The sequence below is a fragment of the Bradyrhizobium sp. BRP56 genome (assembly GCF_020194035.1).
Lineage (GTDB): Bacteria > Pseudomonadota > Alphaproteobacteria > Rhizobiales > Xanthobacteraceae > Bradyrhizobium > Bradyrhizobium australafricanum.
Window position 1 is genome coordinate 20,532 of sequence record NZ_JADYVV010000016.1, and the last position, 22,243, is coordinate 42,774.

Annotated in this window: 22 protein-coding genes; 10 read left to right on the forward strand and 12 right to left on the reverse strand. The window is 65.1% G+C overall.

The genetic code is table 11. The annotated features are described in order from the left end of the window. Window positions 1-6: 6 nt before the first annotated feature. Genes otnK through ltnD form a run of 3 tightly spaced genes read right to left on the reverse strand, consistent with a single transcriptional unit; the run spans window position 7 to window position 3,017 of the window. On the reverse strand, window positions 7-1,296 hold the full coding sequence (gene otnK, locus I6F38_RS13765) for a 3-oxo-tetronate kinase (RefSeq protein WP_225160712.1): 1,290 nt from the start codon (window positions 1,294-1,296) through the stop codon (window positions 7-9). Then, complete coding sequence (otnI, locus tag I6F38_RS13770) at window positions 1,293-2,075, reverse strand: 2-oxo-tetronate isomerase (RefSeq protein ID WP_225160713.1); 783 nt, start codon at window positions 2,073-2,075, stop codon at window positions 1,293-1,295. Before otnI ends, otnK begins: the two co-directional genes overlap by 4 nt. A 12-nt stretch (window positions 2,076-2,087) precedes the next feature. Further along, complete coding sequence (gene ltnD / locus I6F38_RS13775) at window positions 2,088-3,017, reverse strand: L-threonate dehydrogenase (protein WP_225160788.1); 930 nt, start codon at window positions 3,015-3,017, stop codon at window positions 2,088-2,090. 178 nt (window positions 3,018-3,195) lie between these two features. Between ltnD and I6F38_RS13780 the strand changes: the two genes are divergently transcribed. Together I6F38_RS13780 and I6F38_RS13785 are read left to right on the forward strand one after the other, a co-directional pair. After that, entirely contained in the window at window positions 3,196-3,852 is a 657-nt protein-coding gene (locus tag I6F38_RS13780) for an aldolase (protein ID WP_225160714.1), read from the forward strand. 33 nt (window positions 3,853-3,885) lie between these two features. After that, complete coding sequence (locus tag I6F38_RS13785; protein WP_225160715.1) at window positions 3,886-4,161, forward strand: hypothetical protein; 276 nt, start codon at window positions 3,886-3,888, stop codon at window positions 4,159-4,161. Between the two features lie 263 nt (window positions 4,162-4,424). Here I6F38_RS13785 and I6F38_RS13790 read toward each other — a convergent pair whose 3' ends face one another. From I6F38_RS13790 to I6F38_RS13815, 6 genes are all read right to left on the reverse strand, one after another. Then, a complete protein-coding gene (locus I6F38_RS13790; protein ID WP_018270525.1) occupies window positions 4,425-5,129 on the reverse strand; it encodes an ABC transporter ATP-binding protein in 705 nt (234 codons plus the stop codon). Beyond that, window positions 5,113-5,844: an ABC transporter ATP-binding protein gene (locus I6F38_RS13795; RefSeq protein ID WP_225160716.1), complete on the reverse strand. Its 732-nt coding sequence runs from the start codon at window positions 5,842-5,844 to the stop codon at window positions 5,113-5,115. Before I6F38_RS13795 ends, I6F38_RS13790 begins: the two co-directional genes overlap by 17 nt. Then, entirely contained in the window at window positions 5,841-6,818 is a 978-nt protein-coding gene (locus I6F38_RS13800; RefSeq protein WP_016842863.1) for a branched-chain amino acid ABC transporter permease, read from the reverse strand. The genes I6F38_RS13795 and I6F38_RS13800 overlap by 4 nt, the downstream gene beginning before the upstream one ends. After that, entirely contained in the window at window positions 6,818-7,696 is an 879-nt protein-coding gene (locus I6F38_RS13805; protein ID WP_026192487.1) for a branched-chain amino acid ABC transporter permease, read from the reverse strand. Before I6F38_RS13805 ends, I6F38_RS13800 begins: the two co-directional genes overlap by 1 nt. Window positions 7,697-7,887: 191 nt before the next feature. Continuing rightward, window positions 7,888-9,135 carry an ABC transporter substrate-binding protein gene (locus I6F38_RS13810; protein WP_076827180.1) on the reverse strand — a complete coding sequence of 416 codons (1,248 nt, stop codon included), beginning with the start codon at window positions 9,133-9,135 and terminating at the stop codon, window positions 7,888-7,890. 87 nt (window positions 9,136-9,222) lie between these two features. Then, window positions 9,223-10,041, reverse strand: a complete 819-nt coding sequence (locus I6F38_RS13815) for a putative hydro-lyase (protein ID WP_225160717.1) — start codon at window positions 10,039-10,041, stop codon at window positions 9,223-9,225. A gap of 120 nt (window positions 10,042-10,161) precedes the next feature. Between I6F38_RS13815 and I6F38_RS13820 the strand changes: the two genes are divergently transcribed. The 3 genes from I6F38_RS13820 to I6F38_RS13830 all read left to right on the forward strand — a co-directional run bounded on the left by I6F38_RS13820 (window position 10,162) and on the right by I6F38_RS13830 (window position 13,398). Next, window positions 10,162-11,079: a LysR family transcriptional regulator gene (locus I6F38_RS13820; protein ID WP_057017643.1), complete on the forward strand. Its 918-nt coding sequence runs from the start codon at window positions 10,162-10,164 to the stop codon at window positions 11,077-11,079. A 125-nt stretch (window positions 11,080-11,204) separates the two neighbouring features. After that, window positions 11,205-12,455, forward strand: coding sequence for a Zn-dependent hydrolase (locus I6F38_RS13825; RefSeq protein ID WP_225160718.1), 1,251 nt, complete (start codon window positions 11,205-11,207; stop codon window positions 12,453-12,455). 31 nt (window positions 12,456-12,486) lie between these two features. Then, the gene (locus I6F38_RS13830; RefSeq protein WP_225160719.1) at window positions 12,487-13,398 is read left to right on the forward strand and encodes an NAD(P)-dependent oxidoreductase; all 912 of its coding nucleotides are present in this window, start codon (window positions 12,487-12,489) and stop codon (window positions 13,396-13,398) included. A 389-nt stretch (window positions 13,399-13,787) separates the two neighbouring features. On the opposite strand, the gene I6F38_RS13835 is transcribed toward I6F38_RS13830, so the two are convergent. Further along, a complete protein-coding gene (locus tag I6F38_RS13835) occupies window positions 13,788-14,867 on the reverse strand; it encodes a tartrate dehydrogenase (protein WP_225160720.1) in 1,080 nt (359 codons plus the stop codon). A gap of 167 nt (window positions 14,868-15,034) precedes the next feature. Here I6F38_RS13835 and I6F38_RS13840 point away from each other — a divergent pair, with 167 nt between their 5' ends. Beyond that, window positions 15,035-15,811: an SDR family oxidoreductase gene (locus I6F38_RS13840; protein ID WP_225160721.1), complete on the forward strand. Its 777-nt coding sequence runs from the start codon at window positions 15,035-15,037 to the stop codon at window positions 15,809-15,811. A 102-nt stretch (window positions 15,812-15,913) separates the two neighbouring features. Here the strand turns inward: I6F38_RS13840 and I6F38_RS13845 are convergent, their stop codons facing one another. Further along, window positions 15,914-16,765 carry an alpha/beta hydrolase gene (locus I6F38_RS13845; RefSeq protein ID WP_225160722.1) on the reverse strand — a complete coding sequence of 284 codons (852 nt, stop codon included), beginning with the start codon at window positions 16,763-16,765 and terminating at the stop codon, window positions 15,914-15,916. Window positions 16,766-16,853: 88 nt separating this feature from the next. Between I6F38_RS13845 and I6F38_RS13850 the strand changes: the two genes are divergently transcribed. Beyond that, entirely contained in the window at window positions 16,854-18,278 is a 1,425-nt protein-coding gene (locus tag I6F38_RS13850) for an amidase family protein (protein ID WP_225160723.1), read from the forward strand. Window positions 18,279-18,481: 203 nt separating this feature from the next. Here I6F38_RS13850 and I6F38_RS13855 read toward each other — a convergent pair whose 3' ends face one another. After that, window positions 18,482-19,114: a TetR/AcrR family transcriptional regulator gene (locus tag I6F38_RS13855; RefSeq protein ID WP_092083280.1), complete on the reverse strand. Its 633-nt coding sequence runs from the start codon at window positions 19,112-19,114 to the stop codon at window positions 18,482-18,484. Between the two features lie 207 nt (window positions 19,115-19,321). On the opposite strand from I6F38_RS13855, the gene I6F38_RS13860 reads away from it, so the two are divergent. The 3 genes from I6F38_RS13860 to I6F38_RS13870 all read left to right on the forward strand — a co-directional run bounded on the left by I6F38_RS13860 (window position 19,322) and on the right by I6F38_RS13870 (window position 22,233). Further along, the gene (locus tag I6F38_RS13860; protein WP_016842874.1) at window positions 19,322-19,528 is read left to right on the forward strand and encodes a ferredoxin; all 207 of its coding nucleotides are present in this window, start codon (window positions 19,322-19,324) and stop codon (window positions 19,526-19,528) included. 74 nt (window positions 19,529-19,602) lie between these two features. Then, window positions 19,603-20,829 (forward strand): cytochrome P450, encoded by a 1,227-nt coding sequence (locus I6F38_RS13865; protein WP_225160724.1) that lies wholly within the window; start codon window positions 19,603-19,605, stop codon window positions 20,827-20,829. An 81-nt stretch (window positions 20,830-20,910) separates the two neighbouring features. After that, window positions 20,911-22,233: an MFS transporter gene (locus I6F38_RS13870; RefSeq protein ID WP_225160725.1), complete on the forward strand. Its 1,323-nt coding sequence runs from the start codon at window positions 20,911-20,913 to the stop codon at window positions 22,231-22,233. Window positions 22,234-22,243 lie beyond the last annotated feature (10 nt).

Genomic DNA, 22,243 nt, shown 5'->3' on the forward strand with positions numbered 1-22,243 from the left:
GCCGCATCAAGGCATCAACACGAGCGCATCCGAGAAAAACTCCGGCCCGCCGAAATTGCCTGATTTCAGGGCAAGCACCATCTCGCCTCTCCCGGCGCCGACCGCTCGCAGAACCGGCACGCCGGCAGCGATTTCCGCACCAACCAGGAATCCAGGAATGCGCAGGCGATCGACCACGGCGCCCGAAGTTTCACCACCGGCGACCACCAGCCTGTGCACACCCGACTGCACCAGACCATCCGCGATGTCGGCCATCGCCTGCTCGATGGCATGCCCGGCTGCATCACGACCATGACGGGATTGCACAGCTGCCACCTGATCCGGGGTCGAGCTGCTCGCAATCAGGATTGGCCCCGCCCCGAGCCGGTCTCTGGCCCAGGCGAGCGCACGCTGCGCCTCGTCCTTGCCGGCGACCACCCGCTCGGGATCGAGGTGCAGGACCGGCATCACCTTCTCGGCGTTTGCGATCTGGCGCAGGGTCGCCTGCGAGCAACTGCCGGCAAGGCACGCCGCCGGGCCGCCGACCGGCGTCGCCAGCATCGCATCCGCGCTGTCCGGTCTGGCTTTGCTCGCGGCGACCAGCGCCCGCGCCAGGCCGAGTCCGATCCCGGAAGCGCCGACCGAAAGACGGTGATCCAGCGCGACCTGCCCGATGGTCTCGAGGTCGCGGTCGAACACCGCGTCGACGATGGCGGCGCCGATGCCGCTTTGCGTGAGCTCGGTGAGCTTTGCCCGGACGGCGTCCGCGCCACGGCTCAGCGTCGCCAGATCGACCAGGCCGACCTTGGTCGTGCTTTGCCGCGCCAGCACGCGAACCAGATTGGAATCATGCATCGGGTTGAGCGGGTGGTCCTTCAGCGGACTCTCGTTTAGCGGCACCGTGCCGACGAACAGATTGCCCTGGTAGACGGTGCGGCCGGTCTCCGGGAACGCTGGCGTCACCAGCACGATGGCATCCCTGGAATCGGCGCGCAGCGCGTCCATCACCGGGCCAATATTGCCGGCATCGGTTGAATCGAAGGTCGAGCAGATCTTGAACAGGATATGTTTGGCGCCGCGGCCGCGCAGCCAGGCCTCCGCTGCGCGCGAACGCGTCACGGCGAGGCCGGCCTCGATCGAACGGCTCTTCAGCGACACCACGACGGCGTCGACCTCGGGCAGCGCGAGATCGTCCGCAGGCACGCCGATGGTCTGCACCGTGCGCAGGCCGGCGCGGGTCAGCGTGTTGGCGAGATCGGAGGCGCCGGTATAGTCGTCGGCGATGCAACCAAGAGACAGATGTCCCGCGAGCGTCACGGCTTCACTCCGGCATAGGGCTTGAACCAGGCGAGACCGTCGGTGGTCTTGCCACGCGGATTGTATTCGCAGCCGACGAAGCCGCCATAGCCGAGCCGGTCGAGCTCGCCGAACAGGAACGGATAGTACAGCTCCTCGCCGTCGGGCTCGTTGCGCGAGGGGATCGACGCGATCTGGATGTGGCCGATGATCGGCATCATTTCACGCAGCCGCATGGTGACGTCGCCATGGATGATCTGGCAGTGGTAGATATCGAACTGCAGCTTCAGGTTCGCGATACCAAGCTCGTTGATCAGATCGCGCGCGAAGATGAAGTCGTTGAGGAAATAGCCGGGCACGTTGCGCGGATTGATCGGCTCGATCACGACGTCGAGGCCGTGCGGCGCGAAGAACTCCGCGGCATGGGCGACCGATTTGCGAAACGCGGCGACCGCCCTGGCATCGCTGCGCTCGGCTATTCCCGCCATCAGATGCACCCGCTTGACGCCGGTCGCCTGCACATAGGACAGCGCGGTCTTCAGGCTTTGCTGGAGGTCGGCGAAACGGTCCGGCAGCGCGGCAAACCCCTTCTCGCCGGCGTTCCAGTCGCCCGGCGGCAAATTGAACAGCGCCTGCGTCAGCCCATTGCCTTTCAGCCGCTTGCCGACCTCCTCGGCCGGATGGTCGTAAGGAAACAGGAACTCGACCGCGGTGAAGCCCGCCTTCGCGGCCGCCTCGAAGCGGTCGAGGAACGGGACCTCGTTGAACATCATGGTGAGGTTGGCGGCAAAACGGGGCATTGCAAGATCCTCTTATTTCTCGCCGGGAAGCTTGGTGCCGGTAACCTGCGCATACATCCGCGCCACCGACGCATCATCGTCGCGGCCCATGCCGGCGGCGGCGGTCATCAGGAACATCTGCAAGGCCGCGGCCGAGACCGGCACCGGGAAGCGTGCATTGCGCGCCATGTCCTGGATGATGCCGAGGTCCTTCACAAAAATTTCCACGGCGCTGCGCGGCGCATAGTCGCCGTCGAGCACATGCGGCATGCGGTTCTCGAACATCCAGGAATTGCCGGCGGAGGCGGTGATCACCTCATAGACCTTGCGGATGTCGAGCCCCTGCTTGGCGGCAAAGGCGATCGCCTCGGAGGCGGCCGCGATATGCACGCCGGCCAGCAGCTGGTTGATCATCTTGAACGCGGCGCCCTGCCCCGCGGCATCGCCGAGCTCGTAGAGTTTCGCCGCCATCGCATCGAGTGCCGGCCGCGCCTTCGCAAATGCCGCGGCGCTGCCGGAGGCGAGAATCGTCAATTCGCCCTGCGCCGCGCGCTGCGCGCCGCCGGAGATCGGGGCATCGAGATAGTGCCGGCCGGTCGCCTCGAGCTGCTTTGCGAGGCGCCGCGCGATATCAGGGTCCATGGTCGCCGAGGAGATGAAGACGGCGTCCTTGGCCAAGGTCTCGGCGACGCCGTCCTTGCCGAACAGGATCGCTTCAGTCTGCGCGGCGTTGACGACGACGCTGACGACAATGTCGGCATCCCGGGCCGCCTCGGCCGGCGACTTGGCGCCCTTGCCGCCGTCGGCGACGAAGCGCGCCACCGCATCGGCCGACACGTCGCAGCCGGTCACCTCGAAACCGGCCCGCCTGAGCGAGGTCGCCATGCCGTATCCCATCGAGCCCAGCCCGATGACGGCGACACGTGATGTTGCGGAACTGGACATTTGGCGATCCCTGAACATTTTTAGTTGTTTGAGCATGACCTTTTCGGAAAACCGGCTGTCACTTTGCGCCAGCGCGGCCTTCCGGGCCCGGATCATGCTCGTTGCTGCTTGCCTATCACGGCTTGGCCGCGCTGCCAAAGCATGAGACAAAGCGGAAAACGGATAGCGCCAAAGATGGCGCCGCGAGCGAAACCGGATGAGCGAAACAAAGCTTCGTGAGGACATCTGCCGCTTCGGCCGCTCGCTGTTCGAGCGCGGCCTGACGCCGGGCTCCTCGGGCAATATCAGCGTCCGGCTCGCGGACGGCGGCTGGCTGGTGACGCCGACCAACGCCTCGCTCGGCTTCCTCGATCCGGCGAAAATGTCACGGCTCGACGGCAACGGCCGGCTCGTCTCCGGCGACGCCCCGACCAAGGAAGTGCCGCTGCACACCGCGCTCTACCAGACGCGCGCTTCCGCCGGCGCCGTGGTGCACCTGCACTCGACCCATTCGGTCGCGCTCTCGATGCTGCCCGAGATCGACCCGCGCGCCGCGCTGCCGGCGATGACCGCCTATTACGTCATGAAGTGCGGCCAGACCGCGCTGGTGCCCTATTATCGCCCCGGCGATCCAGCCGTTGCCGACGCGATCCGGGGCCTGGCCGGGAAATATTCATCGGTGCTGCTCGCCAATCATGGGCCCGTCGTGTCGGGCGATACGCTGGAAGCGGCGGTGTTCGCGACCGAGGAGCTGGAGGAGACCGCAAAGCTCTATCTGCTGCTGCGCGGGCTGAACCCGCGCTATTTGTCGCCCGACCAGGTGGCGGATTTGACCAGGACGTTCGGGCTCGTGCTGCCGGATCACCCTCACTAGATCAAGCGGAGGATCGATATGCGAAGGACAGTCATGATGAGGTTCTCAGGCTTGGCGTTAGCGGCACCGTTTGCCGTCGGCCTTGCGGCGTCGGACGGACGGACCGAAGAGACCTTGCAAGGCATGCTGGCAACCCAGCTGCGCGCGCAAGGCTATGCCTGCGACAAGCCGCTCAAGGCCGAGCGGGACGACAAGCTCTCGAAGCCCGACAACGAGGCCTGGACGCTGACATGCAGCAACGCGACCTACCGCGTCAGCCGCGTGCCGGACCTCGCCGCCAAGGTCGAGAAGATCGACGAGAGCAAGTAGGCTGCGTGGGCTGGATCAGTAGCCCGCATGAGCGCAGCGATATGCGGGACGCCCCGGATGTCGCTGCGCTCATCCGGGCTACGGGCTGGATTGCGCGCACCACATACACTGGCGTCATCCCCGCGCAAAGGCGAAGCCTTTGTCGCTGGAGGTGCGAGCGGAGCGAGCCTCGAAGGATGAGCCACGGCGCCCGCTGCCATCCTTCGAGGCGCGCCGAAGAGGCGCGCACCTCAGGATGACGTCGGTGTGCGCGGAGAATCCCGCTACAGACCCAGATACGCCTTGCGCACGTCGGGATTGCCGCTGATCTCGGCGGCGGTGCCCTGCATCAGCACGCGGCCGGTCTGCAGGATGTAGGCGCGGTCGGCGATCTCGAGGCATTCGGCCATGCGCTGCTCGACGATCAGGACCGTCATGCCGGCGTCGCGGATGCGCTTCACGGCCTGGAAGATCTCGTCGACCAGTTTCGGCATGATGCCCTGCGACGGTTCGTCGAGCATCAGAAGCCGCGGTCGCGTCATCAGCGCACGGCCGATCGCGAGCATCTGCTGTTCGCCGCCGGACAACGTCTCTGCGCGCTGGTCGAGCCGTTCGCCAAGCCGCGGGAACAGCTTGAAGACCAGATCGAGCGGCGCGTCGCGGTCGGACTGGCTGCGGTAGAGATAGCTGCCGAGGCGCAGATTGTCGCGCACCGAGAGCCGCGGAAAAAGCCGGCGATTCTCCGGCACGTAAGCGATGCCGCTTGATGTGATGACGTGCTGCGGCTGGCCGTCGATGCGCTTGCCGTCGAAGGTGACGGTCCCTGCGCGCGGCCGCTCGGCGCCGGCGATCGACTTGAGTAGCGTCGACTTGCCCGCACCGTTGGCGCCGGCGACGCAGACGATCTCGCCCTTGGTGACGTCGATCGACACCGAGGAGATCGCGACCAGGCCCTGATAGGCGGTGGTGACTTCACGCACCGACAGCATGACGATCCCCGAGATAGGCAGAAATGACTTCCGGATTGCGGACGACCTCAGTCGGCTTGCCCTCGACCAGCACCTTGCCGAGATTGAGCACGATGGCGCGGTCGACCAGCGGCATCACGATTTCCATCACATGCTCGACCATCAGCACAGTGATGCCGGCGGCGCGGACCTTGCGCACCAACTCGACCCCGGTCTGTGCCTCGACCGGCGTCAGTCCGGTGAGGACTTCGTCAAGCAGCAGCAGCTTCGGCTCGGTCGCGAGCGCGCGGGCCACTTCGAGCCGGCGCTTCTCCGACGGGACGAGGTCGGCGGCAAGCTTGTCGGCGCGCGCCGCAAGTCCGCAGAACTCCAGCACCTCATAGGCCTTCTGCCGCGCGACGCGCATCTTGGTGTTGCGGATCAGCGCGCCGACGATGACGTTGTCGATCACGGTCATGGTCTCAAAACTCTTGACGACCTGGAAGGTACGCCCGACGCCGCGCTGGCAGCGTTCCGCCGCCGGCAGCTTGGTCACGTCCTCGCCGTCGAAGATGATCGAGCCCTGGGTCGGCGGCAGCACGCCCGCGATCAGATTGAACAGCGTCGACTTGCCGGCGCCGTTGGGGCCGATCAGGCCGACGATCTCGCCGCGCCCGACCGAGATCGAGACATCGCTGTTGGCGACGAGGCCGCCGAAGCGCTGCCATACTCCGCGCGTTTCCAGCAGCGCCGTCATCGTGCGGCCCCCTTGCGCAGGGAGAACACGCTGACCAGGCCGCGCGGCAGCGCCAGCGAGATCACGACGATCAGCGTGCCGTAGACGATGAGGTCGACGCCGCGCCCGGAGCCGCCGATGAACGAGCGCGTCAGCTCGGTGAGCGGGATCAGGATGACCGCGCCGAGCACCGGCCCCCACAGCGTGCCAATGCCGCCAAGCACCGCGGGCAGCGCCATCAGCAGCGAGAACTGGAAGCCCATCACGCTTTCAGGATCGATGTAGGAGACGAACTGGGCGTAGAAGCTGCCGCCGACCGCAACGAGGAAGGCCGAAACCGCCGCCGCGCCCATCTTGGAATTGAACACGACCACGCCGAGGCTTTCGGCGGCATCGGGATTGTCCTTCACGGCGCGCCACCAATAGCCCCATTTGGAATCCTCCAGCCACCAGGTGACGAACCAGGCGATGCAGGCCAGCGCCAGCGCAAAGTAGAAGTAAGGCAGCTTCGAGCGGGTGAACTGGAATTTCAGCCAGCTGTCGCCGCGCACCGGGATGTCGATGCCGAGCGCGGCGCCGGCCCAATCCCAGTTCTGGATCAACAGCAGCGCGATCTCGGCGATCACGATGGTCGCGATCACGAAGTAATGCCCGCGGAGGCGGAAGCAGGGGTAGCCGAGCGCCATCGCGATCAATGCGGAGATCGCCCCGCCCGCCAGCATGCCGAACCACGGCAGCACGCCGAACTTGGTGAACAGCAGCGCGGTGGTATAGGCGCCGAGCCCGAAATACAGCGCATGGCCGAGCGAGATCTGCCCGCAATAGCCGGACAGGATGTTCCAGCTCTGCGACAGCGCCGCATACATCAGCGTCAGCACCATGATGTTCTGGACGTAGACGTCCTTGACGAACAGCGGGACCAGCGCGGCGATCACCGCGAGGCAGGCCGCCACGATCAGGTCACGCCTGCGGCGTTGGGCGAACTGGGTGTCCATCACATCGATCCGAACAGGCCACGCGGGCGGATGAAGACGACCAGCAGGTAAACGGCATAGATGCCGACCGATTTCAGCGACGGCGGCAGGATCAGCGCGGTGGTCGCCTCCACCAGGCCGACGATGATGCCGCCGGCAAAGGCGCCGAACACGCTGCCGAAGCCGCCGAGCGCCACGGTGACGTAGGCAATCAGAGCGAACGACGCGCCGACATCGGGATAGACGTAGAAGAAGATCGCCATGATGGCGCCGGCGAGGCCGACCAGCGCCGCACCGAGGCCCCAGCCGAGCGCGAACACCCGGTTCTTGTCGATGCCGACCAGCGCCACCGCGCCGGCGTCCTCGCGCGTCGCTTCGAGCGCGCGGCCGAAATCGGTGCGATTGATGAAGAAGTAGAGCGCGACAAAGGCCGCGATCGACAGCATCGCGCCGATCAGCTGCGGCTCCGGCAGATAGATGCCGGCGATCGACACCGTCTTGCCGCCGACCCAGGAGTTGGTGACGCTGCGGTAGTCGGGCGTGAAGAAGAACTGGGCAAGGCCCCGCATCACGATCGCCAGCCCGAAGGTCGAGAAGATCTGCACCATGCCGGCATTGGCCTTGGCGCGCATCGCGAAGCGGACGATCAACAGATAGACCACCGCGCCGAACACGAACAGCGCCGCGGCGACCAGCGGCGCCGAGAGCAAGGGATCGATCGCGAAGAACGCGAACAGGAAGAAGGTCGCGTACATCGCGATCATCAGGAACTCGCCGTGCGCGAAATTCACGACGTCCATCAATCCGAAGATCAATGCGAGGCCTGCGGCGATCAGTCCGTAGAGCAGCCCCATCAACAGGCCGCTCGCCAAACTCTGGATAATGGTCTCGGCTGTCACCGTCGACGCTCCATGTTCCGACCATTGTCTTTAGCCCCCGTCATTGCGAGGAGCGAAGCGACGAAGCAATCCATGCTTTCTTTTCGCGGAGACGTGGATTGCTTCGCTTCGCTCGCAATGACGGAACATGCGAGACTCTGAATGATGTCTTCGGCTGTCACCGCCGCTTGCCCCCTCTGGCGCCCGACCGATCAGCTGTTCATCGGCCAGATCGCCTCGGAGACGGCGGCCTGTTCCGGGAAGATCGTCACGAAGTTCTTCGCGGAGTACTGCAACAGCACCGGATCGGCGAAGTTGTTCTGCCCCATCTCGTCGAACTTGACGCGCCGCCACGGCATGATGGTCTGATCGCCCGGCATGTCGGTGGCGACCAGCGCCTCGCGGATCTTGTCGCCGTCGGTCGACTTGGCGCGGTTGATGGCGTCCGCCATCACGATCAGGCCCATGAACTGGCGCGACGAATAGTCGTTGAAGTCCTTGCCGGACTTGGCGCGGTACATCTCGTTGATGAGACCGACCATCGGCCGCTTCTGCGCCAGGTCGAGCGAGAAGCTGCCGCGCGAGATCACGCCCTCGAGCTTGTCGCCGACCGCGTCGTAGGTCGCCTTCTCGGAGAAGCCGGCGTCCTGCGCCATGATGTTCTTCGGCTTGTAGCCGAGCTCGGCCATGGTCTTGACCAGGAGGATCGCGTCGGTGGTGTAGCTCGACGGCATCAGCACATCGGCATTCGCCGCCTTGAGCTGCTGCACCTCGGCGGTCAGCGACGGCGAGTTGGCGCGGTACTTGATGTCGGCCACGATCTTGTAGCCGCGCTCGCCGGCGAGCTTGGTCTGCGCGTTCGCCGAATCGGTGCCGAAGATGGTGTCCTCGTGGAACAGCGCCAGCGTCTCGATCTTTTGGCCCTTCTTCTTCATCGCATCGAAGAAGTCGAACATCGCGGTCGAGAACATCTCGTCATGCGGCGAGGCGCGGAAATAGTATTTCAGGCCGCGGCGATGCAGGCTCGGCGAGGAATTGTCGGCCGAGAGGAACGGAACGCCGTAGCGCTCGCAGATTTGGCTGACGGTGACGGCGACCGCGCTCTGATAGGTGCCGATCACGGCGCAGACCTTCTCCTGCGTGATCAGGCGCTCGGCTTCGGCGCGGCCCTTTTGCGGATCGGCCTGGTGGTCGGCGAACACAAGCTTGACCTTGGCGCCGCCGAGGCCGGACAGGCCCTCGCCCTTGGCGAGCGGCAATGCGAAGTCATAGTTCTTGTTGATGATGTCTGCCGCGGTCTCGAACGCGCGCTGTGCGTCGACGCCGATCTGGGCGCTGGCGCCCGACAGCGGATAGATCACGCCGATTGCCACTTCACTGGTCTGTGCGCGCGCGGCCATCGGACCGAGCGCGGCGGCGGCAGTGGCACCCAGCAACACGTTACGGCGAGAGATCGTCATCGAAATTTCCCCTTGGTCAGCTTGTTATAATCGATGTGATGCTTGTAGCGCGCAGTAAAGCCTCAATGAATTGCACGAATTGCCTATTCAGAGCACAGCGAGCTGCTTGTTCCTGAGATCGGTCACCAGCATCAGGCCCGGCGAATGCGTGATCGCGAACGGCAGCTTCGCACTTGCGATCACCGATTGCGGCGTCACGCCACAGGCCCAGAACACCGGGATCTCGTCATCGGCGATCGGTACCGCATCGCCGTAATCCGGCTTGGCGATATCCTTGATGCCGATCGCATGCGGATGGCCGAGGTGGACCGGCGCGCCATGCACCGACGGGAAGCGCGAGGTGATCTGCACCGCGCGGATCGCATCCGCCGGCTTGAACGGGCGCATCGACACCACCATGGGTCCCGCGAACGGCCCCGACGGGCTGCAGGCGATATTGGTGCGGTACATTGGCACACGCAGATTGCGTTCAATGTGACGGATCGGCAGGCCCTCATCCAGCAGCGCCTCTTCGAACGAGTAGGAGCAGCCGAGCACGAAGGTGACAAGATCGTCGCGCCAGTACTTGGTGATGTCGGTCGGCTCGTCCGCCACCTCGCCGTCGCGCCAGACCCGGTAGCGCGGCACGTCGGTGCGGATGTCGAGGTCGAGGCCAAGCGAGGGAATGCGGGGATCGCCGACGTCGGACATGCCGATGATCGGGCACGGCTTCGGATTGAGCTGGCAGAAGCGGTGGAAGGCGCCGGCGAGCTTTTCCGGCAGGATCGCGAGATTGCCCTGGACGAAACCGTTGGCGAGACCGGCTGTGGTGGTCGAGGCCACGCCGTCACGGCAGGCGCGGCGCGCTTCGACGCTCGCCGGCACCGGCTCCCCCTGAGATCGCTGCACTGCCGCAAAAACAGTCATGGGATTCTCCTGCCCATAATCTCGACAAGGACGAACCAACACCAAGCGTGATATAATGTCTAATCGTCCTTTCTAATCAAAATCGATAAAGCAGATTTATCGATCGGGAAAATGCTTCCAATGACGGACTTCCGCTCGATCGAGACATTCCTCTGGGTCGTCAAGCTCGGCAGCTTCCGCGGCGCCGCCCAGCGGCTCAACACCACCCAGCCGGCGATCTCCCAGCGCATTGCCCAGCTCGAGCGCGAAATGGGCGTCAAGCTGCTCAACCGCGACCACCGGGTGGCCTCGCCGACCCCGAGCGGCCGGCTGATGATGATCTATGCCGAGAAGCTGATCGGCCTGCGTTCGGAGATGATGGCCGAGGTCGGCGACCGTTCGGCGATGCGCGGCGCGCTGCGGCTCGGTGTCGCGGAGACCATCGTGCACACCTGGCTGCCGCGCCTCGTCAAAAGCGTCAACGAGGTCTACCCGAACCTGTCGCTCGAGATCGAGGTCGACATCACGCCTAATCTGACGCAGCGGCTGCTGGCGCAGGAGATCGAGCTCGCCTTCGTGCTCGGGCCGGTCTCGGCGTCCGGCGCGCACAACCATGTGCTGTGCGATTACCCGATCGGTTTCCTGGCGAGCCCGGCGCTCGGCCTCGGCGACGGCCCGGTGGCGCGGCAGGACCTGGCGCGGTTTCCGATCATCACCTTTCCGCGCAAGACCCAGCCCTACGAGACCGTACGCGCATTGTTCAATGCCCCCGATCTGCCGCCGATCCGACTGCACGCCTCGACCTCGCTCGCGACCGTGATCCACATGGCCAATGAAGGGCTTGGCATCGCGGTGATCCCGGCGGCGATCGTCGAGAACGAGCTTGCCGACGGGCGCTTGCTGCTGCTCGACACCGACCTCAAGCTGCCGCCCCTCACCTTCACCGCGAGCTGGCTCGCCTCGCCCGATGCGGTCGCCATCGAGCGCGTCGCCAATCTCGCCAGGCAGATCGCGCAGACGAGCGTGGCGGTTGACGGCGCGAGAGTGGCGCGTCATTGAACGATTGCCGGATAATCGAACGTCATTCCGGGATGGTCCGAAGGACCAGACCCGGAATCTCGAGATTCCGGGTTCGATGCTGACGCATCGCCCCGGAATGACGAAAATAAAAATGGACTGACGACATGAGCCGAGCCGCCACCAACCTGCAGATCGATTCCGCCCGCCTCTGGGGCACCATCCACGAAACCGCGCAGTTCGGTGCAACGCCCAAGGGCGGTGTGCGGCGGCTGACCTTGAGCGCCGAAGACAAGCAGGTGCGCGACTGGTTCCGCAAGGCATGCGCGGACGCCGGCCTCGAGGTGCAGGTCGACGCGCTCGGCTCGATGTTCGGGTTGAGGAAAGGACGGGATATGTCGAAGCCGCCGATCGGCGTCGGCTCGCATCTCGACACCCAGCCGACCGGCGGCAAATATGACGGCGTGCTCGGCACGCTGGCGGCGCTCGAAATGGTGCGCACGCTGAACGATGCCGGGATCGAGACCGAGCTGCCGATCTGCATCTGCAACTGGACCAATGAGGAAGGCTCGCGCTTCGCTCCGGCGATGATGGCCTCGGCCGCCTATGTCGGCGACTTCACCACCGACGACATCCTGTCGCGCAAGGACGCCGAGGGCGTCACGGTGGCGCAGGCTCTGGACACGATTGGTTATCGCGGCGACGCCCCGGTCGGCCGCCAGAAGTTCACCAGCTTCGTCGAGCTGCATATCGAGCAAGGCCCGATCCTGGAGGCCGAGAACAAGACCATCGGCGTGGTCGATTCCGGCCAGGGCGTCCTCTGGTACGACGGCAAGATCACCGGCTTCGAGAGCCATGCCGGCTCGACCCCGATGCCGCTGCGCCGCGATGCGCTGGCGACGCTGTCCGAGATCGTGCTGGCGATGGAAAGCATCGCGAAGAAGCACGGCCCGAAGGCGGTCGGCACCATCGGCGAGGCCGTGATCGCCGCGCCCTCGCGCAACGTCATCCCCGGCGAGATCGCCTTCACGGTGGATTGCCGCAGCGCCGACGCTGCGATCATGGATGCGCTGGACCGCGACCTGCGTGCGGCCGTCGCCGAGATCGCAGCAAAGCGCAAGGTCGAGGTGCAGCTTGATCTCGTCTGGCGCAAGGCGCCGACGCATTTCGATCCCAAGCTGGTCGACGCGGTCGAGAACGCCGCCAAGCAGCTCGGCTATTCGCACCGCCGCATCACCTCGGGCGCCGGCCACGACGCCTGCAACCTCAATACGGTGATGCCGGCAGCGATGGTGTTCGTGCCCTGCAAGGACGGCATCAGCCATAATGAGCTGGAAGATGCCAAGCAGACCGACTGCGCCGCCGGCGCCAACGTCCTGATGCATACGGTGCTGGCGCTCGCCGGCGTCGCGTCCTGATCTTCCTTTCTCCTCATCGATGGAGGCTTTCGTGCGCGCAGTGTTTGTCGACGCCAATGAATCGCTTGCTGTCATCACGGAGCGCCTGGAAAAGCCCGGCGATCCGAGGATGCGGATCAACCGCAACCCGGACATCAAGTCCGACGACTATCCGGCGGTGCTCGACGGCGCCGAGATCGCGGTGGTCGACCACACTGCGCTGCCGACCGATGTTGCGAAGAAGTGCGCCGGCCTAAAGCACGTCGTGTTCCTCGGCACCGGCGCGCGCAGCTACATGAACCCGGAGGAGCTCGCCGAGCTCGGCGTCTCCGTGCACCTGATCAAGGGCTATGGCGACACCGCGGTCGCGGAATCCGCGATCGCGCTGATGTGGTCGTCGGCGCGCGTGATCGCGCAGATGGACCGCGAGATGCGCGCCGGCAACTGGCTGCGCGAGGACGGCATGCAGCTCACCGGCAAGACGCTCGGCCTGGTCGGCTTCGGCGGCATCGCCGCCGAGGTCGCCCGCATCGCGCTCGGCAGCGGCATGAAGGTGATCGCCTGGAACCGGTCGTCCAAGAGCCATCCGGGCGTCGAGTTCGTCGATCTCGACACCGTGCTGGCGAGCAGCGACGTGGTTTCGATCCACCTGCTGCTGAACGACGAGACCCGCGGCCTGATCACGCGCGACAAGATCGCGAAGATGAAAAAGAGCGTGGTGCTGATCAACACCGCGCGCGGCGCGATCGTCGACGAGCAGGCGATGATCGATGCGCTCAATTCGGGCCACATCCGCCACGCCGGCCTCGACGTCTACAACATCGAGCCGCTGCCGAAGGATCATCCGTTGACGAAGATCCCGAACGTGACGCTGTCGGCGCACTCCGCCTTCCGCACGCCCGAGGCGAGCGAGAATTTGATCCACGCGGCATGGGAGCACTGCCGCAGGATCGTGAAGGGATAATTTCACCGTCGTCCCGGCCAAGCCAACGGGTCGGCGCAAGGCGCCGCCCGATGACAGGCTCCGCGCGAGCCGGGACCCATAACCACCGCGCCACATTGTCACGAAGGCTGGGGCCACAGCGAGCACCAACAACAAGACCCTGTGGTTATGGGTCCTGCTTTCGCAGGGACGACAGTGGCCGTAGGGTGGCTAACCCGCCCTACGCAGACTGCGAAGCAATCAATAACGACGTCGTCCTGGACAAGCGAGCGTAGCGAGCGCGATCCAGGACCCATTACCACCGGCCTGCGTCATCGCGCAGGGCGGTTGTCAGATCCAGCGACACAACAAGCACTCGGGGTAATGGGTCCTGGCTTTCGCCAGGACGACCCCGTGCTTGACGGCGCAGCCTAATCCACCATCTCCGCGACGGCCTTGCCGCACGCCGTGGTGTCGGCATTGCCGCCGAGATCGCGCGTGCGCAGCGTGCGTTCGCCGAGCGTGCGCTCGATCGCGCCGACGATCGCAGCCGCCGCCTGCTTCTCGCCGAGATGCTCCAGCATCATCGCGCCCGACCAGATCATGCCGATCGGGTTGGCAATGCCCTGCCCGGCAATGTCGGGCGCCGAGCCGTGGACCGGCTCGAACACCGAGGGGAAATCGCCTTCCGGATTGATGTTGCCCGACGGCGCGATGCCGATCGTGCCGGTGCACGCCGGGCCGAGATCGGAGAGGATGTCCCCGAACAAATTGGAGCCGACCACGACGTCGAACCAGTCCGGATGCAGCACGAAGTTCGCGGTCAGGATATCGATGTGGTACTTGTCCCACTTCACGCCGGGATATTTCTTGGCCATCGCCTCCACGCGCTCGTCCCAGTAGGGCATGGTGATGGAGATGCCGTTCGACTTGGTCGCCGACGTCAGATGCTTCTTCGGCCGCGACTGCGCCAGATCGAACGCGAATTTCAGGATGCGGTCGACGCCGGTGCGGGTCATCACGGTCTGTTGCGTGACGAATTCGCGGTCGGTGTCGGGGAACATGCGGCCACCGACGGACGAGTATTCGCCCTCGGTGTTCTCGCGCACCACCCAGAAATCGATGTCGCCGGGCTTGCGGTTCGCCAGCGGCGACGGCACGCCGGGCATCAGCCGCACCGGGCGCAGGTTGACGTACTGGTCGAACTCGCGGCGGAATTTTATGAGCGACCCCCACAACGAGATATGGTCAGGTATTTTCGCCGGCCAGCCGACCGCGCCGAAATAGATCGCATCATGCTTGCCGATCTTGTCCTTCCAGTCGACCGGCATCATCTCGCCGTGCTTCTCGTAATAGTCGTAGGAGGCGAAGTCGAAATGGTCGAACTTCACGTCGACGCCGTGCTTCTTCGCCGCCGTCTCGATGACGCGCAGGCCCTCGGGCATCACTTCCTTGCCGATGCCGTCACCGGGAATGACCGCAATCCGATACTGCTTCTTTGCGCTGCTCATCGAGAACACCCTTGTGATTTGCCCGGCCGGCAATGCCGCCTATTCTGATGGCCCTGCAATGGACCAAACTTCGCGCGAGCGCAACGCTGCAGTGCAGTGTTGACCGCGGCGCGACCCTGCCCCACCAAATTCGCCGACACCACTCCTCATACCAAGCGAGACATCCCATGGATCTGCATCTGCGCGGCAAGCGTGTCCTGATCACCGGCGCCTCCAAGGGCATTGGCGCGGCCGCCGCCGAAGCCTTTGCCGAGGAAGGCGCCAATTTGCTGCTCGCCGCCCGCAACGGCGACCAGCTCAAGGCGCTCGCCGAGCGGCTGCGCTCCGCGCACCAGATATCTGCCGCGACCAGCGTGGTGGATCTGCGCAAGTCTGACGATCTCGCGCGTCTCGCCGGGGAGGCCGCCGACATCGATATCCTGGTCAACAATGCCGGCGATATCCCCGGCGGCTCGATCGACAAGATCGACGAGGCGACCTGGCGGCACGCCTGGGAGCTCAAGGTGTTCGGCTATGTCAACCTGACGCGAGCGATCTATGCCCAGATGAAGGCGCGCGGCGGCGGCGTGATCGTCAACGACATCGGCGCGGCCGGCGAGAAGTTCGACGCCAATTACATCTGCGGCAGCGCCGGCAATGCGGCGCTGATGGCCTTCACCCGCGCGCTCGGTGGCAAGAGCCTCGCCGACAACATCCGCGTCGTCGGCATCAACCCCGGCCCCGTCGGCACCGACCGCCACGTCACGCTGCTCAAGACCCGCGCCAGGAACCAGTTCGGCGACGAGAACCGTTACAAGGAATTCCAAAAGGGCCTGCCGCTCGGCCGGCCCGCACATGCACGCGAGATCGGCGACCTGATGGCGTTCCTCGCCTCCGACCGCGCGGGCTATACGTCGGGCGTGATCTACACGGTGGATGGCGGGCTGACGTCGGGGTGGGGCTGACGGCAGCTCTCCACGTCATTGCGAGGAGCGACAGCGACGAAGCAATCCATGGCTCTCCATATATGCGGACCGATGGATTGCTTCGCTTCGCTCGCAATGACGTCAACTCGCCGTCCGCTCGAACAGCTGCCGGATCAGCGTCGTGATGCGGCCCTGCGGCGCCAGCATCTGGTTCATGATGGAGAAGTGATCGGCGCCGGCGATCTCCTCATAGGTCACCGGCAAGCCGTAACGGGCGCGATGGCCGGCGAAATCGGCGGTCTGCTTGCGCAGCAGCGGCAATTCGGCGCTGCCGACTACCAGCGACAGCGGCTTTGCCGTGCCGCCCTCCGCCATCATCGGCGAGTTGCGCCACGACGCCGCTTCGTCGAGCCTCAGCTTTTCGTTGAGGTAGGAATGCCTGATCGGCTCGAGGTCGTAGATGCCCGAGATCGCCATGCCGGCCCGGACATGGCCGTTCGACAGCGCCAGCGATGTCAAATGTCCGCCGGCCGACCAGCCCGACACCACGATGCCCTCGGCAGCGGCCCCGAGCGCGGGCAACTGTGCGGCCAGAAAGTCGATGCCGGCATGGATCTCGGCGACGATGTCATCGAGCGTCGCATCGGGCGCGAGCGTATAGCCGATCAGCGCGACATTGATGCCGTGGGCCATCGGCCCCTCGGCGAAGATCGTGAACACTTCCTTGGCACGGGTCTGCCAATAGCCGCCGTGGATGAACAGCAGCGTCGGCGCGCCGTCGCGAACTTTCAGGAAGTCGATCCGGTTGCGCTCGCGCGAGCCGTATCTGAGGTCGAGACGGCCGGCGTGCTTTTGCCGCAGTGCCGCCGAGCGTTGCTCCCAGCCGGCGGCGATCTCGGCGCTGCCCTTGACGGCAACGCCGTTGTTCAAGCCGAGGTCACGCTCCTGCTGGCTCATCGCGCGCCAGTCCAGCGCGGAAAACAACGCTGCCATCCCTGCCCCTTCGGTTCTCGTCGCATTGCCACGACGGCAGGAAATGTTCTACAGCACAAGCAAACAGAAGGCATAGGAGCAACGGCGCATGGCTGATCAGGGCTTGGTGAAGGAAACGGCGTGTGCCGTCGTCGAGAAGCTGAAGGCCGGCGACGTCACGCCGCTCGATCTGCTCGACGTGCTGGAGACGCGCATCGCCGAGGTGGACGGCAAGGTCAACGCACTGCCGACGCTGTGCTTCGACCGCGCCCGCACCCACGCCAAGGCCCTGATGCAGAAACCGGTCAGCGAGCGCGGCCTGCTCGCGGGCCTTCCGGTTCCGATCAAGGATCTCACCGCCGTCTCCGGCGTGCTGACCACGCTGGGCTCGCCGATCTTCAAGGACAACGTCCCGGCGAAGTCGGACATCCTGGTCGAGCGCCTCGAAGAGAATGGCGGCGTGATCTACGCCAAGTCGAACACGCCGGAATTCGGCGCCGGCGCCAACACCTTCAACGAGGTGTTCGGCCCGACCCGCAATCCCTGGGACACATCGCGCTCGGCCGCCGGCTCCTCCGGCGGCGCCGCGGCGGCACTGGCGAGCGGCACTGCGTGGCTCGCGCACGGCTCCGACATGGGCGGCAGCCTGCGCAACCCGGCGAGCTTCTGCGGCATCGTCGGCCTCCGGCCGTCGATCGGCCGCGTCGCGCAGACGCCGAAATTCGGCGTCGACCGCACGCTCGGCCAGCAGGGACCGATGGCGCGCAATGTCGAGGACCTCGCGCTGCTGCTCGACGCGATGAGCGGCGAGCATGCCGCCGATCCGCTGTCGCTGCCCACGCTGCCGACGTCGTTCCTGTCGGCCGCGCGTTCGAACCAGAAGCCGAAGCGCATCGCCTACTCGCCCGATCTCGGCATCACGCCGGTCGATCCCGAGGTCAGGGCCGTGACGCGCAAGGCGGCGGAGCGGTTCGCGGCAGCCGGTGCGATCGTCGAGGAGGCGCATCCCGATTTCAGCGAGGCCCATGAATGCTTCCACGTGCTGCGCGCGTTCGATTTCGCGATCAGCAAGGCCGAATTGCTGCGCACCAAGCGCGATTTGCTGAAGCCCGAGGTGATCTGGAACATCGAGGAAGGGTTGAAGCTCACGGTCGAGAAGCTCGAACGCGCCGAGGCGCAGCGCGTCGCGATGACGGCGCGTGCGCTCGAATTCTTCGACAAGTACGACCTGCTGCTGGCGCCCGCGACCATCGTGGCGCCGTTTCCGGTCGAGAACCGCTATGTCGCCGAGTGCGACGGCAAGAAGTTCGACAATTACGTCGAATGGCTCGGCATCGTCTACGCGATCACGCTGGCCTGCTGTCCGGCGCTGTCGCTACCCTGCGGCTTCACCGCCTCGGGCCTGCCCGTCGGCCTGCAGATGGTCGCCAAGCCGCGTGCCGAGGCGCAGCTGCTGGCCGGCGCGAAAGTGCTGGAGGACATTCTGGGCGTGCGCGGCACCACGCCGATCGATCCGCGGCCGCCGCGATCCTGACCCTCATGGTGGAGAGGTGGGCAAGACCCTCCACTTCGTCATTGCGAGCGAAGCGAAGCAATCCATTGTCACCGAGCGCGCAGAACGATGGATTGCTTCGTCGCTTCAGCGCAAAATTGCTCTGCAATTTTGTCGCGAGCTCCTCGCAATGACGGGGCTATCTATCTCTATGGGACGAAGGGATAGGCTGCAGACGATCTGCCCTACGCCTTATCTTCGGTCGCCTGCAGCGCCACGGTGAGTGCCGCCTTGGTCTGCTCGACGATTTCGTCCAGCAACTCCTCGCGGCTGATCTGCGCGGACTCGCCGGTCAGTAGTCCCTGCTCGGCGAGCATCACGATGCCGTGCAGCCCGGCCCAGATCTTCAGCGCCTGCCGTTCGCGCAGCAGCCCGACCGCGGGCGCCTCGAACGACTCGATCAGCAGTGCCAGCGTTTCCATCGCCGCGGTGTGCAGCTCGCTGCCCTTGGGCGCGCAGGCCATGGTGCGGGACGCGAACATCAGCCGGTAGATGCCGTGGCGCTCGAGCCCGAAGGCGAGCGCGGCCTGGGCAAAGCGCGACAGCTTCGAGCCCTTGCCCGACTGCTCGATCGCCTCGCGCATGATCACGTTGAACTGCCGGAATGCTTCCGCGGTCACCGCCTCCAGCAGCGCCTCGCGGTCGGCGAAATGCCGGTACGGCGCCGGCTGCGAGACGCCGAGCTGCTTGGCCAGCGCCTTGATGCTGATCGCCTCGGGACCACCGAGCTCGACCTCGCGTAACGCGGCCTGGATCAGGGCTTCGCGGAGGTCGCCATGGTGGTAGGTTTTGAACGGCTTACGAACGATTTGTCCCATTGCGGCAATGATCGCTGAATTTTCGCTTGACGCGCAAGCGCGACGATAATGTAATATACTATAACTTGGCGATCCGGTTAAGAGGGCCGGCCGCCCAAGCAAGCCAAGAGCTTGCCTAAACAAGAACTTGCCTAACAAGGCTTGCATAAACCGGAATGAGGAACCCGGCGCAACCCACAATGCGCCAGAGCCGAGGGAGGTGCTTGCATGTCCAAGCTCAGAATCCGCGTCGACCAGGACAAGTGCCAGGGTCACGCCCGCTGCAAATCACTCGCCCCCGAACTGTTCGAACTCGACGAATACGGCAACGCCCATGAGGTCGGCGACGGCACTGTCCCGGCCGGGCTCGAGGACAAGGCCTGGCTCGCGCAGACCAATTGCCCGGAAATCGCGATCGAAGTCACCGAGGAATGACGGCCAGCCGGGGACGGCCGCGCGCCGCCCGTTGAGCCGACCAGCGTTTGATCGAACGAGAAGGAAACGAGCTGATGTCCGATTCCCCGTCCGCAAGCTATCTGCCCGAACATCCCCCGGTCTCCGACTGGGTCCATGATTTCGACCATACCGATCCGGTCTGGACCGACGATCCGTTCCCGATCTGGGAGACGCTGCGCGCGGCCTCGCCCGTCGTGCATACCGAGCGCTTCCTCGGATGCTACATGCCGACCACCTATCAGGCGGTGAAGGAGATCGCCTACGACACCGAGCACTTCTCCTCGCGCCGCGTCATCGTGCGCGACATCCGCCCCGAGATCACCGCCCGCGCGCCGCCGATCACCTCCGATCCGCCGGAGCACAAGCCCGCCAAGCAGGTGCTGCTGCCGCCGTTCACGCCGGACGCGATGAAGCGGCTGGAGCCGCGGGTGCGCGCGATCTGCAACGAGCTGATCGACGAATTCATCGCCGATGGCCATTGCGACGCCGCCGCGCGCTACACCAAGCACATCCCGGTGCGCGCCATCGCTCACATGCTGGGAATTCCCGAGAAGGACGGCGATCTCTTCATCAAATGGATCCACCAGATCCTCGAGCTCGGCATCAAGAACGAAGACGAGCTGATGAACGGCGTGCGCGAGATGACCGGCTACTTCGTGGCCCATCTCGAGCAGCGCAAGCTTGAGCCGGGCGACGATCTGATCTCGCAGCTGCTGCGGGCCAAGGGCCCCGGCGGCCAGCCGCTCACCGACGAGCACGTGCTCGGCTCGCTGCGGCTGCTTCTGATCGCCGGCATCGACACCACCTGGAGCGCGATCGGCTCCTCGCTCTGGCACCTCGCCAAGACGCCGGCCGATCGCGAGCGCCTGATTGCGGAGCCGGCACTGATCCCGACCGCGATCGAGGAATTCCTGCGCGCCTATTCGCCGGTGACGATGGCGCGCGAGGTGATGAAGGAGACCACGATCTCCGGCTGCCCGGTGAAGGCGGGCAACATGGTGCTGCTGTCCTTCCCCGCCGCCAATCGCGATCCCGCCATGTTCCCCGAAGCGGACAAGGTGGTGATCGACCGCAAGGAGAACCGCCACGCCGCATTCGGCCTCGGCATCCACCGTTGCGTCGGTTCCAACCTGGCGCGGATGGAGATGCAGGTCGCGATTGAGGAATGGTTGAAGCGAATCCCTGATTTCCGGCTCGATCCGGCCGGCAAGGTCACCTGGTCGGAAGGCACGGTGCGCGGCCCGCGTCAACTGCCCGTTCTGTTCGGCAACAACGCCTGAGGAACCGGACAGCGGTTACATCGCGTCACCCAATGAGGTAGCTTGCCCCGGAATCGAACCGACGAGCCCGGGAGCAATGCCATGTCCGAACAAACCGCTCAGCCCGCGAGCGATCATCTCGACATCCACGACGTCGAGCGGCGGGTGAAGGCGATCTTCATCGGCTCGGTCGGCAATCTCGTCGAGTGGTACGATTTCTACGCCTACACGGCGTTTGCGCTGTATTTCGCGCCGGCATTCTTCCCGCACAGCGACCCGGTGGTGCAGCAGCTCAATGCCGCCGTGCTGTTTGCCGCGACCTTCCTGATGCGCCCGCTCGGCGGCTGGCTGTTCGGCTTCATCGCCGACCGCTATGGCCGGCGGCTGTCATTGACGCTCTCGGTGGTCTGCATGTGCTTCGGCTCGCTGATCATCGCGGTGACGCCGACCTATGCCTCGATCGGCATCGCGGCCCCGGCGATCCTGGCGCTGGCCCGCGTGATCGAGGGCCTGAGCCTCGGCGGCGAATATGGCGCCAGCGCCACCTATCTCAGCGAGGTCGCCGATCCCAAGCACCGCGGCTTCTATTCCAGCTTCCAGTACGTCACGCTGATCGGCGGCCAGCTCACCGCGATCATCGTGCTGCTGTTGCTGCAAAAGGTGTTTTTGACGCCGGACGAGCTGAAGGCTTGGGGCTGGCGGATTCCGTTCGTGATCGGCGCCATGCTCGCGATCGTCGCCGCGGTCATGCGGCGCAGCCTGCATGAGACCGAGGCCTTCGAGGAGGCCAAGAAGGTTTCCAAGCCGACAGGCTCGATCGTCGGCCTGTTGAACTATCCGCGCGAATTGCTGCTAGTGGTCGGCCTCACCGCCGGCGGCACCGCGGCGTTCTATACCTTTACCACCTACATGCAGACCTTCGTGAAGCTGTCGGTCGGCCTCACCGAGGACCAGACCACGTTCGTGATCTTCGGCTCGCTGATCTTCGCGACCATCCTGCAACCGATCTATGGCGGGCTCTCCGACAAGATCGGCCGCAAGCCGCTGCTGATCTTCTTCGGCATCGCCGGCACGCTGGGCACGGTCCCGATCCTGACCGCGCTGAAGGACACCAAGTCGCCGTTCATGGCCTTCCTTCTGATCTGCGGCGCCTGGATCTTCGTCGCCGGCTACACCTCGATCAACGCGATCGTGAAGGCCGAGCTGTTTCCGACCAATGTCCGCGCGCTCGGCGTCGGCCTGCCCTACGCCATCACGGTGTCGATCTTCGGCGGCACCGCGCCGGCGGTCGCGCTCTACTTCAAGAGCATCGGGCATGAGGACTGGTTCTACTACTATCTCAGCGGCATGATCTTCCTGTCGCTGCTGATCTACTCGACCATGCGCGATACCAAGCGTGACTCCGCGATGCACCGCCACGAATGATCGCACGACG

Excerpts from the sequence above, each read along its gene's own strand:
- I6F38_RS13800 (WP_016842863.1), bottom strand. The coding sequence starts at position 6,818 with ATGGACACCCAGTTCGCCCAACGCCGCAGGCGTGACCTGATCGTGGCG.
- ltnD (WP_225160788.1), bottom strand. The coding sequence starts at position 3,017 with ATGTTCAGGGATCGCCAAATGTCCAGTTCCGCAACATCACGTGTCGCC.
- I6F38_RS13855 (WP_092083280.1), bottom strand. The coding sequence starts at position 19,114 with ATGGGACAAATCGTTCGTAAGCCGTTCAAAACCTACCACCATGGCGAC.
- I6F38_RS13795 (WP_225160716.1), bottom strand. The coding sequence starts at position 5,844 with ATGACGGCGCTGCTGGAAACGCGCGGAGTATGGCAGCGCTTCGGCGGC.
- otnI (WP_225160713.1), bottom strand. The coding sequence starts at position 2,075 with ATGCCCCGTTTTGCCGCCAACCTCACCATGATGTTCAACGAGGTCCCG.
- I6F38_RS13825 (WP_225160718.1), top strand. The coding sequence starts at position 11,205 with ATGAGCCGAGCCGCCACCAACCTGCAGATCGATTCCGCCCGCCTCTGG.
- I6F38_RS13860 (WP_016842874.1), top strand. The coding sequence starts at position 19,322 with ATGTCCAAGCTCAGAATCCGCGTCGACCAGGACAAGTGCCAGGGTCAC.
- I6F38_RS13820 (WP_057017643.1), top strand. The coding sequence starts at position 10,162 with ATGACGGACTTCCGCTCGATCGAGACATTCCTCTGGGTCGTCAAGCTC.
- I6F38_RS13850 (WP_225160723.1), top strand. The coding sequence starts at position 16,854 with ATGGCTGATCAGGGCTTGGTGAAGGAAACGGCGTGTGCCGTCGTCGAG.
- I6F38_RS13870 (WP_225160725.1), top strand. The coding sequence starts at position 20,911 with ATGTCCGAACAAACCGCTCAGCCCGCGAGCGATCATCTCGACATCCAC.
- I6F38_RS13845 (WP_225160722.1), bottom strand. The coding sequence starts at position 16,765 with ATGGCAGCGTTGTTTTCCGCGCTGGACTGGCGCGCGATGAGCCAGCAG.
- I6F38_RS13790 (WP_018270525.1), bottom strand. The coding sequence starts at position 5,129 with ATGCTGTCGGTGCGTGAAGTCACCACCGCCTATCAGGGCCTGGTCGCG.
- I6F38_RS13780 (WP_225160714.1), top strand. The coding sequence starts at position 3,196 with ATGAGCGAAACAAAGCTTCGTGAGGACATCTGCCGCTTCGGCCGCTCG.
- I6F38_RS13840 (WP_225160721.1), top strand. The coding sequence starts at position 15,035 with ATGGATCTGCATCTGCGCGGCAAGCGTGTCCTGATCACCGGCGCCTCC.
- I6F38_RS13815 (WP_225160717.1), bottom strand. The coding sequence starts at position 10,041 with ATGACTGTTTTTGCGGCAGTGCAGCGATCTCAGGGGGAGCCGGTGCCG.
- I6F38_RS13785 (WP_225160715.1), top strand. The coding sequence starts at position 3,886 with ATGATGAGGTTCTCAGGCTTGGCGTTAGCGGCACCGTTTGCCGTCGGC.
- I6F38_RS13865 (WP_225160724.1), top strand. The coding sequence starts at position 19,603 with ATGTCCGATTCCCCGTCCGCAAGCTATCTGCCCGAACATCCCCCGGTC.
- I6F38_RS13810 (WP_076827180.1), bottom strand. The coding sequence starts at position 9,135 with ATGACGATCTCTCGCCGTAACGTGTTGCTGGGTGCCACTGCCGCCGCC.
- I6F38_RS13835 (WP_225160720.1), bottom strand. The coding sequence starts at position 14,867 with ATGAGCAGCGCAAAGAAGCAGTATCGGATTGCGGTCATTCCCGGTGAC.